The sequence below is a fragment of the uncultured Neglectibacter sp. genome (assembly GCA_937958185.1).
Lineage (GTDB): Bacteria > Bacillota > Clostridia > Oscillospirales > Acutalibacteraceae > Acutalibacter.
The window spans coordinates 192,226-208,324 of the sequence record CALFFN010000022.1 but is presented as its reverse complement, the minus strand read 5'-3'; the positions used below and the strand labels follow the sequence as shown (position 1 = coordinate 208,324).

16 protein-coding genes are annotated in these 16,099 nt (G+C 55.8%); 6 read left to right on the top strand and 10 right to left on the bottom strand.

Annotated features, from left to right (window positions below; translation table 11 throughout):
• Positions 1-12: 12 nt before the first annotated feature.
• From AB8996_RS07885 to AB8996_RS07865, 5 genes are all read right to left on the bottom strand, one after another.
• Positions 13-1,404, bottom strand: a complete 1,392-nt coding sequence (locus tag AB8996_RS07885) for a uracil-xanthine permease family protein (protein WP_369298430.1) — start codon at positions 1,402-1,404, stop codon at positions 13-15.
• Between the two features lie 289 nt (positions 1,405-1,693).
• Entirely contained in the window at positions 1,694-2,578 is an 885-nt protein-coding gene (locus tag AB8996_RS07880; protein WP_369298429.1) for a M15 family metallopeptidase, read from the bottom strand.
• A gap of 284 nt (positions 2,579-2,862) precedes the next feature.
• Positions 2,863-3,786, bottom strand: coding sequence for a hypothetical protein (locus tag AB8996_RS07875; RefSeq protein WP_369298428.1), 924 nt, complete (start codon positions 3,784-3,786; stop codon positions 2,863-2,865).
• Positions 3,779-4,261 carry an RNA polymerase sigma factor gene (locus AB8996_RS07870; protein WP_369298427.1) on the bottom strand — a complete coding sequence of 161 codons (483 nt, stop codon included), beginning with the start codon at positions 4,259-4,261 and terminating at the stop codon, positions 3,779-3,781. The genes AB8996_RS07875 and AB8996_RS07870 overlap by 8 nt, the downstream gene beginning before the upstream one ends.
• A gap of 53 nt (positions 4,262-4,314) precedes the next feature.
• Entirely contained in the window at positions 4,315-4,737 is a 423-nt protein-coding gene (locus AB8996_RS07865; RefSeq protein WP_369298426.1) for a hypothetical protein, read from the bottom strand.
• 370 nt (positions 4,738-5,107) lie between these two features.
• Here AB8996_RS07865 and AB8996_RS07860 point away from each other — a divergent pair, with 370 nt between their 5' ends.
• The 3 genes from AB8996_RS07860 to AB8996_RS07850 all read left to right on the top strand — a co-directional run bounded on the left by AB8996_RS07860 (position 5,108) and on the right by AB8996_RS07850 (position 7,389).
• On the top strand, positions 5,108-5,725 hold the full coding sequence (locus AB8996_RS07860; RefSeq protein ID WP_369298425.1) for a flavodoxin family protein: 618 nt from the start codon (positions 5,108-5,110) through the stop codon (positions 5,723-5,725).
• Between the two features lie 126 nt (positions 5,726-5,851).
• Positions 5,852-6,652 carry an SDR family NAD(P)-dependent oxidoreductase gene (locus tag AB8996_RS07855; protein ID WP_369298424.1) on the top strand — a complete coding sequence of 267 codons (801 nt, stop codon included), beginning with the start codon at positions 5,852-5,854 and terminating at the stop codon, positions 6,650-6,652.
• A gap of 173 nt (positions 6,653-6,825) precedes the next feature.
• Positions 6,826-7,389, top strand: a complete 564-nt coding sequence (locus AB8996_RS07850; RefSeq protein ID WP_369298451.1) for a GNAT family N-acetyltransferase — start codon at positions 6,826-6,828, stop codon at positions 7,387-7,389.
• 124 nt (positions 7,390-7,513) lie between these two features.
• Here AB8996_RS07850 and AB8996_RS07845 read toward each other — a convergent pair whose 3' ends face one another.
• Positions 7,514-8,392 carry an aldose 1-epimerase family protein gene (locus AB8996_RS07845; RefSeq protein WP_369298423.1) on the bottom strand — a complete coding sequence of 293 codons (879 nt, stop codon included), beginning with the start codon at positions 8,390-8,392 and terminating at the stop codon, positions 7,514-7,516.
• A 258-nt stretch (positions 8,393-8,650) separates the two neighbouring features.
• Here AB8996_RS07845 and dtd point away from each other — a divergent pair, with 258 nt between their 5' ends.
• The 3 genes from dtd (at position 8,651) to AB8996_RS07830 (ending at position 10,676) form a co-directional block, all read left to right on the top strand.
• Positions 8,651-9,106, top strand: a complete 456-nt coding sequence (dtd, locus tag AB8996_RS07840) for a D-aminoacyl-tRNA deacylase (RefSeq protein ID WP_369298422.1) — start codon at positions 8,651-8,653, stop codon at positions 9,104-9,106.
• Between the two features lie 30 nt (positions 9,107-9,136).
• Positions 9,137-10,045, top strand: coding sequence for an acyltransferase domain-containing protein (locus AB8996_RS07835; RefSeq protein ID WP_369298421.1), 909 nt, complete (start codon positions 9,137-9,139; stop codon positions 10,043-10,045).
• 121 nt (positions 10,046-10,166) lie between these two features.
• On the top strand, positions 10,167-10,676 hold the full coding sequence (locus AB8996_RS07830) for a helix-turn-helix domain-containing protein (RefSeq protein ID WP_369298420.1): 510 nt from the start codon (positions 10,167-10,169) through the stop codon (positions 10,674-10,676).
• A gap of 249 nt (positions 10,677-10,925) precedes the next feature.
• On the opposite strand, the gene AB8996_RS07825 is transcribed toward AB8996_RS07830, so the two are convergent.
• From AB8996_RS07825 to AB8996_RS07810, 4 genes are read right to left on the bottom strand one after another with little or no spacing between them, the layout of a single operon-like run.
• On the bottom strand, positions 10,926-12,395 hold the full coding sequence (locus tag AB8996_RS07825) for a serpin family protein (RefSeq protein ID WP_369298419.1): 1,470 nt from the start codon (positions 12,393-12,395) through the stop codon (positions 10,926-10,928).
• A gap of 52 nt (positions 12,396-12,447) precedes the next feature.
• On the bottom strand, positions 12,448-13,887 hold the full coding sequence (locus tag AB8996_RS07820; protein ID WP_369298418.1) for a serpin family protein: 1,440 nt from the start codon (positions 13,885-13,887) through the stop codon (positions 12,448-12,450).
• A gap of 46 nt (positions 13,888-13,933) precedes the next feature.
• Entirely contained in the window at positions 13,934-15,475 is a 1,542-nt protein-coding gene (locus AB8996_RS07815) for a serpin family protein (protein WP_369298417.1), read from the bottom strand.
• On the bottom strand, positions 15,472-16,065 hold the full coding sequence (locus AB8996_RS07810) for an RNA polymerase sigma factor (RefSeq protein ID WP_369298416.1): 594 nt from the start codon (positions 16,063-16,065) through the stop codon (positions 15,472-15,474). The genes AB8996_RS07815 and AB8996_RS07810 overlap by 4 nt, the downstream gene beginning before the upstream one ends.
• Positions 16,066-16,099: the final 34 nt, after the last annotated feature.

Genomic DNA, 16,099 nt, shown 5'->3' with positions numbered 1-16,099 from the left:
TATCTGGATTTTTTAGGCGTTCTTTTTCTTGTCCCCGGCGTGGAGGAGCAGGTTGACGAGGATGCCAAGGATCAGGGCGGTGGCGACAGAGGTGATCTGGATTTTGCCGAAATCCAGCACCAGACCGCCGATACCGGCAATGAGAATGGCAGACACGGTGAACAGGTTGCGGTTATCCTCCAGATCGACCTTCTGCACCATCTTCAAGCCGGACACGGCAATGAAGCCGTACAGCGCCATGCACACGCCGCCCATAACGCAGGAGGGAATGGACTCCACAAAGGCGACAAAGGGAGAGACGAACGAGATGAGAATGGCGAGAATGGCGGTAGCGATGATAGTCGCCACGGAAGCATTGCCGGAGATCGCCACACAGGCGACAGACTCGCCATAGGTGGTGTTGGGGCAGCCGCCGAAGATGGCGCCCGCCATGGAGCCGATGCCGTCGCCCAGCAGGGTGCGGTGCAGACCCGGCTCTTTCAGCAGGTCTGTTTCAATGATGGAGGAAATGTTTTTGTGGTCGGCGATGTGCTCGGCAAAGACCACGAACGCCACCGGCATATATGCCAGCGCCACGCTGCCGATGTAAGCGCCGTCGATTTCAGAAACGCCCTTCATGGCTTCCAGGAAAGTGAATTTGGGCAGCGTGAAAACGCCGATACCGGAGAAATGAGAGAAGTCGATGAGCTTCAGCCCGTCATTGCCCGTTGCGATGCCGATGACCGTGAACAGGGCGCACATGGCATAGCCTGCCACAATGCCGATGATGAAGGGGATCAGCTTCAGGTTCTTGTTGCCGTATACAGAGCACAGCATGGTGACGACCAGCCCGAACAGACCGCAGAACACAGCCAGCAGGGGATAGGCGGAAGAAACCATGGAAGTTTGCTCCACGATCGCGCCGTCCTGGATCACCTGACTGACAGACTCTACCAGATAGCCGCCGGCATTCAGATTGGAGATGGCGCTTCCGGCAAGCCCCAGACCGATGATGGCGACCGTAGGACCGATGACCTGCTTGGGCATCAGCTTGTCGATCCAGCCCACGCCTGCAAGCTTTACGATGAGGGCGATGACCACATACACCAGACCGGCAAACACAGCGCCGATGATCAGCCCCATATAGCCTGCCTGTACGGATACCGCGCCGGCAAAGGCGGCGCTCATAGAGCCGATAAAGGCAAAGCTGGAGCCTAAAAATACGGGGCTCTTTGCCTTGGTGAACAGCACATAGACCAGTGTGCCCACGCCTGCGCCGAACATGGCGGCGGTCTGCTGCATGCCGTTGCCGACAATGGCAGGAACAGCGATGGTAGCCGCCATGATCGCCAGCAGCTGCTGGATTGCAAAGACGATGAGCTGCCCGAACTTCGGTCTGTCCTTGGTGTTGTACGTCAGTTTCATGTACATTCCTCCAGTTTGTTTTTTCGGTTTCCCCAATCGCCCGAAAATTCAGAAAAGCAGGCGGAATGGACCGCACCGGGGAATCCTTTTTCGCGCGCGTTCTGCGCTATCCGACACATTGTACCATTTCCGCAGGAAAATGTCCAGAAAAAAATGAAGGGTGGAAAACCTGTTTTTTCAGGAAAATCGCATGAAAAATGGAGCAGGCAGAAACGCCTGGCTCCATCTGAGACCACGGGGACAAAAGCGCTTTGCGCCCTGCGGCGTTCTGCCTGTCGCGCGGAGAGTGTCACTGGCTTTCCAGATAATTGATATATTCCTCCAGGCACAGGGAACGCTGCTGCATGGCGGAGGCGTATTCACTGCCGACATAGCGGATCACGGTGGGATCGGCGTCCAGCCCGGTGGAATCCTCCTTATAGGCTGGGTATCGGAAAATAAAGCCGTATTTCCCCATGTTTGCCTTGAGCCAGGAATAGGTGCGGGAGCTTTCAAAGGTTTTGGGGTCGCCGTCCAGCCGGACGCACATTCCGCTTTGAAAATCACTTTCTCCTGGCAGGGGCTCCTGGGATCTGGCTTCCGATTTCGCCATAACGGTGGTCAGCCCCTGCTCCTTGACCAGCTTGTCCGCTGCCGCCTGGAAACGTTTTTCCTGTTCCTCAAAGGTAACGTAGCCCTCCGTAAAAGTCAGGGCAAGCCCTTCTTCCTTGGCAGCGGTGACCAGAAGCCGCAGTGCGCCGGCGATACGGGAATCCACCTGCACGCCGTTTACCTCGGTGAGCTCCGGGGAAAAGCCGCGGTCCACCGGGTGGTCCTCATTGACCACAAACAGGCAGACCTCCTCGCTGTAAACGGGCAGGCCCATGCTGTCATATTCCGGCAGCGATTCGGAGGGCGCGGAGGAAAGGCCGGATTCCACACCAGAAGTGCCGGACACCGTCATCTCCGAGCGGATCCACGGTCCCACATAGGATACGGCAAGAACGACCCCCACCGTGGAGACGGCAAGGATCACCAGTGTCAGTACGACCCGCATCCACACCTGAATGCGCCGGGCCGCCCGGCTCTGCGCCTGCTTATCCCGGGAGACAAAGAGGTTCCTGCCCGCCACGCTCAGATCCAGCCGATGGTCGGTGCGCTGTAAGATTTCCCTTTTGACCCGCCGCTTTGCCATGGTGCCGAACCTCCTTCCTGGAAAATAAATGTCTACGGGAATTGGCGTACAGCCTGAAATCCCCGGCATATGTGTCCAAAATTTATCCTGGGCATGGTTCTGTATGGCGACCGCAGGCAGCCCTGCCGCTTTCATGCCTTTTCCAGAATCCATCGCCTAATGTCTGATATCTAGTATATCACAAGTTGCAAAAAAGCAAAAGGCAGATTTTCGTTGCTTTTTGAAAATGAAAAAGAAAAGCGTACCGGGCTCCCCCGATACGCTGACTGTTCTGCTTTTATTTGTCAGGAACTATGGTTCCCGCCATGGTGCATGCCGCGTCCATGCCCTCTGCCTTGTCCATTTCCTTGTCCCTGTCCATTTCCCTGTCCGTTTCCCATGCCGTTCCCGCTTCCATTATGCTCTGGTTCACAACTGCTTGTCGGCGTGGTCCCGGTCCCTGGCTGGGAAGGAGCGGCGCTGCTTGTCAGGGCGGCATTATCTTCGGGAAGAGAGGGATCGGCTGGCTGGCTGCTTTCCCCGGACAGTGCGGCAAGCATATCCCGGAGCTCCCGCATGGTCTTGCCCTGCACGTCCTCCGGGGTCAGAGAGGGGTCGAGAGCCTGCAGCTCCAGAAAGACCCGGTATTTTCCCAAAGGCAGTCCGGCTTCCTGCGCGGCGGCAGCCTCCTCGCTGTTTCCGGCATGGCAGTGTACGTTGTGGTGCCCGGCGGCGCCGTGGTGCGTGCCGACACAGCTTTTTACAGTGGCGAGCATTTCGTCGCTGTGCTGTTGGTTGGGGCAGACCACCACGATGGACATGGGGTCGTCCTGCCGCAGAAGCTTTTGGATACTGCTGTCGTCCAGAATCTGGTGGAGGGCGTCCTCATAGGAGAGGAAGGTGAGCTTCAAATGCTCCGCCAGGGCTTCGCCGTCCGGGTTTTTCCCTGTGACAGACAGCACCCGGTCAAAGCGGTTGATGCTCAGCTCCAGGGACGGATTGATGTCGATGGAAATTGCCGATACCGGGGTGAAATATGCCCAGCCCGCGCCCAGTGAAACAAGCAGGACCAGCACGCAGCAGGCGAGAATGGGGACCAGCCGGGGAACGCCGGAGCGCTTCTTCTTCTGAAAATCCCCGGTTTTCTGCGCCAGGAAGCTTGCCGTGCGTTCTTTTAACGCAGCTTCGGCATGGACCGCGCCGAAAGCAGCCTTTAGCCTGTTATCCATCAACTTCACCTCCCAGGCTTTCCTGTAAGAGCTTTTTGGAGCGTGTCAGCAGGGTGTACACCGTGTTTACATTCTTCCCCAGAATTTTTCCGATTTCCGGGGCGGTGTACCCCTCGTAGTAGTGAAGAAATACGATATCCCGATATTTTTCCGGCAGAGCCAGCACCGCGCTCCAGACCTCCCGGTGCTCTGCGGACAAATCGGCTGGTTCGTCCAGCAGCTCGTCCAAAGGGACAGTCCGGCTGCGGAAAAAGCTTTTCAGCAGATCCTTGCAGGCGTTTACGGTCACCCGGATAAACCATGCCTTCTCATGCTCCCCGTTTTCAAATACAGCAGAGCTGAGGACATATTTCAAAAAGACGGTTTGAAAGATGTCCTCGGTATCGGCATGATTTTTCAGATGTACCATACAGATCCGCCGAACCGTATCAGAATACAGCTCGATCGCCCTGCTGGCCTCCTGCTCGCTGCGCATACCAGCCCTCGCTTCATTTCCTGAATATTGCGTATGATATTTGCGGCGCTATATTACCACTGATGATGGCCGTGTCCTCTGCCGCCATTCCCGTGATGACCTCCACCGTTTCCGTGGTGTCCGCCGCCGTTGCCATAACCGTTCCCGCAATTGCCCGTGCCCCAGTTGTCGCAGACGCCGTCGCCGTCTTCGTCTACAAAGCCGTTGCCGTTACCGTAACCGTTCCCGCAATTGCCTGTGCCCCAGTTGTCGCAGACGCCGTCGCCGTCTTCATCGACAAAGCCAAAGCCGTGGTTGCAGTTTCCCGTGCCCCAGTTGTCGCAGACACCGTCCTTGTCGGTGTCAACAAATCTGCCGCAGCTGTTTGCAGCCGTCCGATGCCCACAGTAACCTCCGTGATGACGGGCAAAGGCGCTTGCCGTGCCAACGGGCAGCAGCATTGCCACTGCCAAAACGGTGATCAATAATTTTTTCATGTTCGCTTCCTCCTGATTTTGTATTCCGCGCTTTTTGCGCTTCTGTCATCAATACGACTGAAATCGGGGGATCCATTCACTTGCCGAAAAAATTTTTTCTTTTTTGCAAACGATATCTCCAGCGTATGATAGTCAGGAGACAACGTCCGATTGGTGAGACGCAATAACTGATTTATACTCATTATAGCACGTCTTTTTTCTTTTTGCGAGTGGCAGATTTCACAGGGATCCACTTGCATTTCCGCATTTCCTATGGCATAATGATTGCAGAACGGTCATCTCAGTGGGCGCCTTCGGCGCTTATCACAATGATCTCAACAGAAAACGGTGCTGCGGAATGCTCTGTGGCAATCCAGAAAGGATGACGGCAATGAAGGTACTTATCATCAACGGCAGCCCCCGGGCAAACGGGAATACTTACACGGCGCTTCATCAGATGGAGGAAGTTTTCCATCAGGAGGGCGTGGAGACAGAGATCGTCCATGTGGGGAACAAGGCGATCCGCGGCTGTGTCGGCTGCCGGAAGTGCAAGGAGACCGGCAAATGTGTATTTGACGATCTGGTCAATGAAACGGCGGCGAAGCTGGAAGCCTGCGACGGTCTGGTCATCGGCAGCCCGGTGTACTATGCCTCTGCCAATGCCACGCTGGTCGCGTTTATTACCCGGCTGTTTTACAGCACGCCGTTTGACAAGACCATGAAGGTAGGGGCAAGCGTTGTAGCTGCCCGGCGCGGCGGGCTTTCCGCAACCTTCGACGAGCTGAACAAGTTCTTCACGATTTCGGGCATGCCTGTGGCGTCCGGGCAGTATTGGAACAGCATTCACGGCGCCCAGCCCGGAGAGGCGGCGCAGGACGTGGAGGGGCTGCAGGGAATGCGCACCCTCGCGCGGAACATGACCTTCCTCATGCGGGGAATCGCCCTCGCCAAGGAACAGTACGGTCTGCCGGAAAGAGAAGCCCCCCAGTTCATGAATTTTATCCGCTGATCCCGGGGAATTGGCAGACAAAGCTGCTTGACAAATAAATAACAATCTGCTATGCTAAAGCATAGCGATTGACCGGGGACCTCCCGGGGAAAACACGACAGACAAATAAAAAAAGGAGAGAGAAAAATGGGCTTTTTAACTGGTAAAACTGCAATCATCACAGGCGCGGGGCGCGCTGTCCTCAGCGACGGCAAGTGCGGCTCCATCGGCTATGGCATCGCGACCGCCTATGCCAAGGAGGGCGCGAACCTGGTCATTACCGGGCGCAACGTGAAAAAGCTGGAAGACGCGAAGGAAGAGCTGGAACGCCTTTACGGCGTTCGCGTCCTGACCGTGCAGGCAGACGTCAACGCAGGCGCGGACAACGAAGCTGTGGTCAATGAGGTGGTCAGGCAGGCGGTGGAGACCTTTGGCGGTATCGACGTGCTGATCAACAACGCACAGGCTTCCGCTTCCGGCGTGACGCTGGCGGACCATACCGTAGAGCAGTTTGATCTGGCTGTGTATTCCGGGCTGTATGCCACCTTCCACTATATGAAAGCCTGTTATCCGTACCTGGCAAAGTCCCACGGCTCCGTTATCAACTTCGCTTCCGGCGCAGGTCTGTTCGGCAACTTCGGTCAGTGCGCCTATGCCGCCGCGAAGGAAGGCATTCGCGGGCTGACCCGTGTGGCTGCCACCGAGTGGGGCAAGGACGGCATCAACGTGAACATCGTCTGCCCCCTGGCATGGACCGCTCAGCTGGAGCAGTTCCAGCTGGCGTATCCCGACGCCTTCAAGGCAAATGTGAAAATGCCCCCCATGGGTCATTACGGTGATTCCGAGCTGGAGATCGGCAGGGTGTGCGTACAGCTGGCGTCCCCCGACTTCAAGTACATGACCGGCGAGACCATCACGCTGGAGGGCGGCATGGGGCAGAGACCGTAAGCTGACCGCCGCATTTCGCAAAACGAAACAGGAACCGCCCCACACATGGGGCGGCTCTTCATAAGCAAAGACATAGCGCCCGCGGAAAAGAGCTTGCTTTTCCGCGGGCGCCGCCGTATAATGACCTCATCGAAAAATTGGGATTTGCAGGGGGGAATATGCGCTTGAAGCACGTGGGAACAAAAACGGTCGAAACGCCGCGATTGACCTTGCGGAGACTGGAATCTGCCGATGCGGAGATGATGTTCCATAATTGGACAAGCGATGAGAAGGTCACGCGCTTTTTGCGGTGGGACGCACATAAAACGATCGAGGAAACAAAGGACATGGTCCGGCGGTGGGTGAATAGCTATCAATATGATTCTACTTATTACTGGGGGATGTACCTGAAAAACGGTGAAATGATCGGCTCGATCGGCGTCACTGTGATCTCAGAGCCTGATCTCAAGGGCGAATTGGGCTACAAGATCGGCAGCCGTTGGTGGGGGCAAGGCTATTCCAGTGAAGCGGCGGGAGCGGTGGTTGATTATATGTTCCGCAATACGGATATGGAGCGGATTTCCGCTTTCAGTTCGGTGGAAAACCCCGGTTCCAGAAAAGTGATGGAAAAAATCGGCATGCACTATGAGGGGCTTTTACAGCATTATTATAGAACACGGGACGGATTCCATGATTGCACGTTATACGCGATCCTGCGAAAGGAATGGGAGCAAGCATGCAAAGCGGTTTGTTTGTGAAAGAGGGGGTCGTACAAATTTTAGCGTATCGCCTTTTCCATGGAACAGACCGCACGGTGAAAAAAGGGCAGGACAAACCCGAATGGTTCGTCCTGCCCTGAGCTTTTTTCTGGAGTGCCGCCTGCTACAAAATCTTCACGGAGAAGGCAAATTCCGCCGTTCCTCCGGCGGGGAGGAAGGTCATGCCCTTTTTCTTCTCGAATTCGTCGCCCTCGTCGGTGCGGGTGGCGCAGCCCGTCCAGGGCTCCAGGCACACATAGGGACCGTCGTTCTGCGCGGACCAGATCCCCAGCATGGGGAAGCCGGAAAAGTCCATTTCAATGCCCTTGCCGCTGGCTTTGTTCACGATCTGCACCCTGTCGGAGCGGAGGTTCTCGAAAATCAGCGCGTCCTTATAGAACAGCTCGTGCCGCAGGGGTATCTCCTGCCCGTTCTCCAGCCGGAACGCTGTTGTGCCGGGGTCAATCAGCCCTTTTCCCAGCACGATGCCGGGGCAGGTCTGGGTTTCCGGCTGCGCAAAGCGAATGGTGTAATCCTCAAAAGCGGCGGCTTCGTCCACAGGGAGATTGAAGCCCGGGTGCCCGCCCACGGCAAAGGGCAGCACCTTTTCCCCGATATTCTCCACGGCGAACCGGGTGGTAAAGCCGGCGTCCGTCAGGGTATAGGTCACGGTGAAGACAAACTCAAAGGGATAGAGCTTCTTTGTTTCAAAATCGGACGCAAGCTTCAGGGAAACGCTGCCGCCGCTCTGCTCCGCCACGGCAAATTCCCGGTGGCGGGCAAAGCCGTGCTGCCCCATTTCGTACCAGTCGCCGCCGATTTGCGCCTTTCCCTCCCGCAGCGCGCCCACTATGGGGAACAGCACCGGGGCGTGACCTTTCCAGTAGGCGGGGTCGCCGGTCCAGATGTACTCAAAGCCACGCTCATTTTTCAGGGAAACAAGCTGCGCGCCCAAGGAGTCGATTTGAGCGGTCCAGCTGCCGTGATGCAATTCGATAACCATATTCGTTCCTCCCGCAATTTCTTCCTTTATCTTAGTATAGCAAATTTTCCCGGCGGATACAACGCCCGCGATTGCTTTTTTTCCTCTGGCATAGTATAATAATTGGAAACGATTTCATAGATACTGGATTCTGGATTCCAGATGTCAGAAAGTGCAAAAAATTCCTGGTCGGGTGATTTACCTGTGGTTTGTGCAAGAACGCTTCACGATTGCCCACCGCAGGTGCGATAGGATAGTTTTCAGAAAGGGGCTGGGACCATGCGGGCAGTGATCCAACGGGTGCAGGGAGCGCAGATGACCATTGAGCACAGCGAGGTGCGCGCCATCGGGCAGGGCTTGACCGTGTTTCTGGGCGTGATGAAGGGGGACACGGAACAGCAGGCGGATTTCCTGGCGGAGAAAATTCGGGAGCTGCGCATTTTCACCGATGAGAACGGCAAGATGAACCTGTCCCTCATGGATATTTCCGGCGAACTGCTGGTGGTTTCCAATTTCACCCTGAGCACGGACTGCAAAAAAGGACGCCGTCCCTCCTTCGATACGGCGGCGCCGCCGGAGGAAGCCAGGCGGCTCTATGACCGCTTTGTGGAGCAGGCAAAAGCTTCCGGCGTAAAAAAGGTGGAAACCGGGGAGTTTGGCGCCCACATGGACGTGCTGGTCAATAACGACGGTCCCGTTACCATTATCATCGACACGGAAAAGATCGGGAAATGATCCCCGAAATTCCAGAAAAGGAGCAAACACATGAACAAGGAATTTTATTCTCTGCTGATGGAAAAGACCGATTTTCCCAAGGAAGCCCGGGAAGAGCTGCTGAAAAATGCCGATGTGCTCACCGCCGCGGGGCAGGAGGAGGCGCTGGACGGCGCGGTGGGATTTTTCTATGACAACGATTTCAGTATTTCCCTTTCCCGGCCGCTGATCGAGGAGATCGCGGAGAAAGCGGGGCTTTCGCCCTATACGGTGTGGCTGCTGTTTTTGATGGAAGCGGCGGCGCCGGTAAAGGCTTCCTTCGAGGAGGACGGTATTCCCGGGCAGATTTTCTGGGACACCTTTGCCGACCTGCGCTACAAGGTGCAGGAATGCCAGGATATTCACGGCGTATGGGGAAATTTCGTGGCGTTCTGGTACCCCATTTTCTATTCCCGGGATATTGTGAAGCTGGGCAGGCTGGAATATGAAAACGTCCTGTATGACGAAGACACGCCCTATGAGAAAAACGGCTATGTGGTCAAAAAGGGCGACAGGGTAAAGAGCATTCATATTCCCTCCAGCGGGGAGCCCTTCGGCGAGGAAGCCCGGCTCGCGTCCTACAAAAAAGCCTATGAGTTTTTCAAGGACGAGCTGGACGGGAAGCCCCTTGTCTGCATCTGCCATTCCTGGCTGCTGAACCCAGAGTACGGGAAGATCCTGCCGCCGACCTCCAACTTTGTCAGCTTCCAGCACGATTTTGACATTGTGAGAGCGGAGGAAAGCGATACCTTTGACGACGCCTGGCGGCTCTTTGGCAGGGACTATGAGAAGCCCATGGAGGAAATGCCGGAGCGCACCTCCATGCAGCGGGCGTTCAAGCAGTATTTCCTGAACGGGGGCAAGCCCGGAGAAGGGGCAGGCATTTTGATTTTTGACGGCGAAAAGATCGTCAACCGCTGAAAAGCAACGGAGAATTGCGGAAACGCACGGCTGACATGGTAGACAGCCCAGCCGGTTCCGGGTACACTGTCTCCCAAAAGAAGCGTTTTGTGAAAGCGGGGCGCGTTGTGGAGGTGCTTTGATGGAGCTGGGCGAAAAAATAGCGGTCTGCCGCAGGAAAGCCGGGCTTTCCCAGGAGGAACTGGCAGGAAAGCTGGGGCTTTCCCGGCAGGCGGTCTCCCGGTGGGAGACCGGGGCAGCCGTGCCGGACACGGAAAAGGTGGTGGAGCTGAGTCGGCTGTTTTCCGTGACTACCGATTACCTGCTTCTCCCGGAACGGACGGAGCCGGAAACACCGCCCGGGGCAGAGCCTTTGCCGCAGGAACCTGTTTTTGTTGACCCCGCGGTGGAGCGCCGCCGGAAATTTCGGATCGGCTTCGGCATTGCCGCCGCTGCTTTAGGGCTGCTGACGGCGGTCGCCGCCCTGTTCCTGACCCAATCCTATGCGGAAAGCCTGACGGAATGGTGGACAGATTTAGGAAAATTCGGCACCGCGCTGCAAAGCTGGCGGGGCGTTCTGCTGGCATTTGGCGTTTTGCTGTTCCTGACGGGCGGCGGGGTGCTGCTGCGGGAATATTTTCGGAAAGATTAAAGGCAATGCCACACAATTCACGGCTGACGCCTTGAGCACCATCTTGCTTGCAGATTTTCCGACATATTTCACAAAAATCCTCGGTCATACACAAGCATGACCTGCGGTTTTTGCTTTATCTGACGAAAAATTTGCCGACGCAATCTGGCACTTAGAATTATGCGGTATTGCCTAAAAAATGAGCGCCCCTTGGCAGACATTTCGTTTGCCGAGGGGCGCTTTTAGGAAAAGAAAGAGTTTGTGTGCGGTTTATTTTGCGGTAGGGTCGCCGCAGACGCCCACAAAGAGCAGGGTGCTGTTCAGCGATTCCTGTCCCGCTCCTTCGTGCCCCTGATTTTCCGTGAAGCTGTCTGTTGTAATGGCGAACAGGAAAGGACGGTTCAGAATCATTTCAATTCTTCGGTCAGGGCTGCCGCCTGACCCGCCGATTGCCATTGTCAGTGCAGAATAGGCGGCAGCTTCTACGCCCTTTTCGTCAATGCCAACCGAAGTGCCATGTTTGGCGCCGGAAATATGCAGGGGCAAATCGCTCATGCCGGAAAAGTTGGCAGAAACGGCATTCGTAGCCTGATGTAAACCCATGCTTTGCAGGACAGAAATCAAATCGTAGTCATTCTGGAATTGGAACTTCGGGATTTCCCAATACACCAGACAGGGGATCAATGTGTCCTGCCTTTTCGGATAGAACATATCTTCAAAAGCAGCGGGGTCGCGCAGGAGCGCTTTCGGAGAAACGCCTTCATCGGGAAGAATAAAAATCATTTCGTCATCGTTGGAGAGACTTAATGAGGCTCTGGTGAAACCGTCACCCTCGTATGCGCTGCCATTACAGCCCTGTTGAAGAAAATCCACAGCCACCGCTGAACCGTCCGCCCGATAAAAATCTTTTGTAGTGGTTAGTCTTTCCAGAAAAGGCTCCTTCCATTGGGCATTGTAGTACACGGTGTTGATGATGGAGAGCATACTGTCTGGAGAAAATTCAAACTTTGGTGATAACAGACCGTTTGTATGCTCAGATACCCATTGTTTTGCATGGTCTCCAATGGTTGGATCGGTGAAATCCACTCGAAATAAGTCGGAATAAAAATTTTTTTCCGCATTGGAAATGTATTCCTGACGGAAGTTGATTCTACCGTCCAGCCAAAGAGAATTTGCAAGCTGAAAGCAATAATCGTCTTCCATCCTGTAATGCTGCCGGTAGAACTTGCCGCATTGCTCCGCTGCCCAGCCGTCCTCCTTTTCGGAAAGGACATTCTGGAACTCCGCTTTGGTCTCTCCCTCCGCCCCGGAGCCTGCCAGCGCCAGCGCGTAGTACAGGCTTATGGGAGCGTAACAGGAGTTAATGCTGAATTGTTGACTGAGGGATCCTATGGAATCTCTGGCAAAATCATTGATGGAGCAGGGGAAATCTGGATCGATCAAGGTCTGATCGGCTATTTGGCGCAGGTATTCATCTTTCCCGGCAGGAGAACACTGGTTTTCTGCCGCAGAGCCATCTTCGACCAGGTAGATTTCTTTTCCATAAGCGGCATTATACAGGGTATAGGGTGAAATTGACTTCGGGCAGGTACTGTTTCCCACCTGCGTCAGCCGGGGAATGTCGCCCGTCCTTTTTTTGCCGCCCAAAAGCTTCGGCAGGAAAAGGCTGCCCACTACGGCGAACAGGAGAAGCGCCACCGCCAGGGAAAGAACAAGCGCCAGCCCTCTTTTTCGAGTCATAAGTCTCCCTCCAATCGAAAAGCCTGTTTGGGAAAGTCTGTGTCTGCCGAGATCAGCCTGCCGCCGCAACGGGACCGCTGCCGGAGGCAGTGGGATCGCCGCAGACGCCTATAAAGAGCAGGGTGTGGAAATCGTCGTCCGTGGCAGTTTCCTCTGTGGTGATGTCGGTGCCGAGCACGGCGAACAGGAAAGGCCTGTCCAGAACCATTTCCCGACGTTTATCGGGAGGTATCCCCGCGCCCATGAAGTGCAGCTCGGTACAGGCGGAAGCCGTTACGCCCTGCTCGTCAATGGCAAAGCGCGTGTCCTGCTGGAGGTCGGAAAGGAACAGGTCCTCGTCTCCTATACCTGTAAAGTCGCATTGCTTTCCATCAAATGCCCGTTGTAATCCCGCAGCCTGTAGTGTGTCGTTCAGGGCATGGTGACTGGAAAAATCAAATTTTGGGATCTGCCAGCGGAGCTGGCAGTGCAGCTGTTCCTCCGGGTCCGGCAGAAGCAGCTCCTCCAGGGTCTTCCCGCCGGAAAGCAATTCCTGGGGGGAAACGCCTTCGTCGGGCAGGAGAAACACCATATAGTCCCGGTTTTGCAGGAAAAAGTATGCCTTTTGGTAGCCTTCGCCCTCATACAGGGTGCTGTCTCGATAATCCCGGTTCAGGTATTCCGCTGTCACGTCCGTGCCATCCGCCCGGTGGAACACATCGCGGGTATTGTCGGCTTCCTGAAAGGGCGTGATCCACGCGGCGTAGTAGTCCACCGTATTCAGCAGCGCCAGCCGCTGCTGCGGCGAGATGGAAAAGCTGGGGGAAAGCTGCCCGTCCGTATGGTCGGAGACCCACTGCGCCATGTCGCCGCCCAGCGTTTTGTCGGCAAAATCCGCCTGGAACAGGTCTGCTGAAAAGTTTTCCACCGCGCCTGTCAGGAATTTTTCAGAAAAATGATAGTGCCCGTCCAGCCACAGGGAGGTCCCCAGCCGGAACCGGGAGCCGGGACCGTCATGGTAGTGCTGACGGTAGTAATTCCCGCATTGCTCCGCCGCCCAGCCGTCCTCCTTTTCGGAAAGGACATTCTGGAACTCCACTTTGGTTTCCCCTTCCGCCCCGGAGCCTGCCAGCGCCAGCGCGTAGTACAGGCTCAGGGGGGAAAGGCAGCTGTTGACGGAATCTTTTCCCAGGACGGAAACGGTGCTCTGGGCAAGGCGGTTGACAGCAAGGGGAAATTCCGGGTCGATCACAAACTGGGAGAGAAATTCGTCCTGCTCCTCTTCCGTAAGCATAAGGGGCTCTGCCGGTCTTTCCTCTTGAGGGACTGCCATGTCAAACAATGCCCAGTCCTTGGGCAGCGCCGCCGTGCCCACCTGCGTCAGCCGGGGAATGTCGCCCGTCCTTTTTTTGCCGCCCAAAAGCTTTGGCAGGAAAAGGCTGCCCACTATGGCGAACACGAGAAGCGCCACCGCCAGGGAAAGGACAAGCGCCAGCTTTCTTTTTCGAGTCATAAGTCTCCCTCCAATCTATAGGGGATTCGTGATAGTTGTGAGGTCATCAGCCTGCCGCCGCAGCGGAGCCGCTGCCGGAGGCAGTAGGGTCGCCGCAGACGCCCACAAAGAGCAGGGTCTGGGTGCTGGTATCATCGGAAACGGTCAGGTCATGGCTGCGAATGGCAAACAGGAAGGGACGGTTCAGGTCCATCTCAAATACGTTTTCCGGGGCTGCGCCCGTGGCCTCCGCGCCGAACTCCGTATAAGCGGCAGCCTCCACGCCGTTTTCATCAATGCCGATGTGAACGCCCTGCTTCGTTTCGGACAGGTACATTTCCAGCCTGCCCATGTCGGAGAAATCCGCCAGGACCTCGTCAAAAGCCCTGTCCAGTCCCAGCCCCTTCAGCGTGTTCTGCAGATCGTATTCGCAGTCGAAGCTGAACTTGGGCACGCTCCAGTGGATCATCCCGGATTCCACAGGCACGTTCTCGTTGAGGAACATATCTTCAAAGAGCACGGGGTCGGAAAGCAGCTCCTGGGCGGAAATCTCTTCGTCGGGCAGGACGAAAACCATTTCGTCGGAGTTTTTCAGGCGGAGGGAGGCGCTGATAAAGCCGTTGCCGCGGCGGACCTCCCCCATGTTGGTGCTGCAATGCATGAAGTCCGCCGTTACCGTGCTGCCGTCCGCCTTGTAGAAATCGCCGGGGGCGGTGGCGCTTTCCTGGAACTGATTTTGCCACTGCGCCTTGTAGTAGACGGCGTTCAGGATCGTCAGCATCTGATCCTTTTGGAACTCAAATTCCGGCTGAAGTAAGCCGTTTGTGTGGTCGGAGACCCATTTTTTCATGTCCCCGCTCAGGGTGGGGTCGGAAAAATCCGCCTGGAACAGGGAAGAATAGAAGTCTTCCTCTGCTGTTTTGATAAAATCGTCTCCAAAGGAGTAGCGCCCGTCCAGCCACAGGGAATTTGCCAGCCAGAAGCTGCTGTCCTCCCCGTCGTGATAGTGCTGCCGGTAGAACTTGCCGCACTGCTCCGCCGCCCAGACGTCGTCGGCGTACAGGATCGATTCAAATTCGTCCTTTGTCTTGCCGCCCGCGCCCCTGCCTGTCAGCGCCATGGCGTAGTACAGGCTCAGGGGAGAGTAGCAGCCGTTTTCGCCGAACTCCTCCTGAAGCAGCACGGAGGAATTTTTTGCGAATTGATTGATAGAGTAGGAAAATTCCGGGTCGATCTTCGTTTCGCCCGTCAGCTCCCTGACAAGCTCCTCGGTGACCTCCGGGGCGGATCCCCCGTTGTCAGCGCCGCGCTTCTGGTAATCGCTTTGAATTTTGACAAGCTTTTCTTCCGGGGAGCTCTGGTGATCGAATAAGCCGATATCCACAGGATTGACCGGGTTCCCCACCTGGGCGATCCGCGGGATACGCCCGGTTCTGGCAATGGGAACGACGCCGTTCTGAATGGCTCTGGGAATGAACACGCTGCCGAGCACGATCAGGAGCGCCAAGGGAATGCAAAGCAGCGCCTGCTTTTTTCTGCGCCTTCTGACCACCAGCTGCGCGCTGTGCTTTTCATACACGTCGTTTCTGAATTCTTCTGGGGTTTTCATAAGAATAAGTCCTCCTTGTCCAGTTTTTCCCGCAGGGCAGCCTTGCCCCGGTAGGAGAGGTTTTCAATTTGCTTTTTGTTCTTTTTCATTACATGTGCGGCTTCCTCCAGAGAAAGCTCCTCAAAATACAGGAGGTACAGCACTTCCCTGTAATCGGAAGGGAGGGTATCCAGCGCACGCAGCAGCCTGCGGTGGCTTTCATCACGGCAGAGCCGCTCCTCCATGGCCAGGTCCTCCTCCAGGGGGAGCAGGGAGGTTTCCCGGAAATTGTCCCGCCGTTTCTGCTTTTTCAGCAGATTCATGGCGTTGTTCCTGCCCAGTGTAAACAGGTAGGTTTTCAGGGAAGCGCCCTTTTCTTCCCGGTAGGGGTGGAACAGCAGGGAAACAAAAGCGTCCTCCGCTGCGTCCTCCGCGTCTTCAATACTGGGCAGATAGCGCAGCAGGAAGAAAATCAGATTCTCCCGGTACAGCTCGATCAGCCCGTCGAAGCCGCCGTCATCGCCGGCTTGATAACGGCGGTACAGTTCCTCACCTTTTCCCACGGTCCAGCCCTCCTTTTCGACCGCTTTCAGAATGCTTACTTCACCCATTATACAACGTTCCCTTAAAAAACACTCACCACTT

Excerpts from the sequence above, each read along its gene's own strand:
- AB8996_RS07810 (WP_369298416.1), bottom strand. The coding sequence starts at position 16,065 with ATGGGTGAAGTAAGCATTCTGAAAGCGGTCGAAAAGGAGGGCTGGACC.
- AB8996_RS07815 (WP_369298417.1), bottom strand. The coding sequence starts at position 15,475 with ATGAAAACCCCAGAAGAATTCAGAAACGACGTGTATGAAAAGCACAGC.
- AB8996_RS07825 (WP_369298419.1), bottom strand. The coding sequence starts at position 12,395 with ATGACTCGAAAAAGAGGGCTGGCGCTTGTTCTTTCCCTGGCGGTGGCG.
- AB8996_RS07885 (WP_369298430.1), bottom strand. The coding sequence starts at position 1,404 with ATGAAACTGACGTACAACACCAAGGACAGACCGAAGTTCGGGCAGCTC.
- AB8996_RS07855 (WP_369298424.1), top strand. The coding sequence starts at position 5,852 with ATGGGCTTTTTAACTGGTAAAACTGCAATCATCACAGGCGCGGGGCGC.
- AB8996_RS07875 (WP_369298428.1), bottom strand. The coding sequence starts at position 3,786 with ATGGATAACAGGCTAAAGGCTGCTTTCGGCGCGGTCCATGCCGAAGCT.
- AB8996_RS07830 (WP_369298420.1), top strand. The coding sequence starts at position 10,167 with ATGGAGCTGGGCGAAAAAATAGCGGTCTGCCGCAGGAAAGCCGGGCTT.
- AB8996_RS07845 (WP_369298423.1), bottom strand. The coding sequence starts at position 8,392 with ATGGTTATCGAATTGCATCACGGCAGCTGGACCGCTCAAATCGACTCC.
- AB8996_RS07835 (WP_369298421.1), top strand. The coding sequence starts at position 9,137 with ATGAACAAGGAATTTTATTCTCTGCTGATGGAAAAGACCGATTTTCCC.
- AB8996_RS07880 (WP_369298429.1), bottom strand. The coding sequence starts at position 2,578 with ATGGCAAAGCGGCGGGTCAAAAGGGAAATCTTACAGCGCACCGACCAT.
- dtd (WP_369298422.1), top strand. The coding sequence starts at position 8,651 with ATGCGGGCAGTGATCCAACGGGTGCAGGGAGCGCAGATGACCATTGAG.
- AB8996_RS07820 (WP_369298418.1), bottom strand. The coding sequence starts at position 13,887 with ATGACTCGAAAAAGAAAGCTGGCGCTTGTCCTTTCCCTGGCGGTGGCG.
- AB8996_RS07865 (WP_369298426.1), bottom strand. The coding sequence starts at position 4,737 with ATGAAAAAATTATTGATCACCGTTTTGGCAGTGGCAATGCTGCTGCCC.
- AB8996_RS07870 (WP_369298427.1), bottom strand. The coding sequence starts at position 4,261 with ATGCGCAGCGAGCAGGAGGCCAGCAGGGCGATCGAGCTGTATTCTGAT.
- AB8996_RS07860 (WP_369298425.1), top strand. The coding sequence starts at position 5,108 with ATGAAGGTACTTATCATCAACGGCAGCCCCCGGGCAAACGGGAATACT.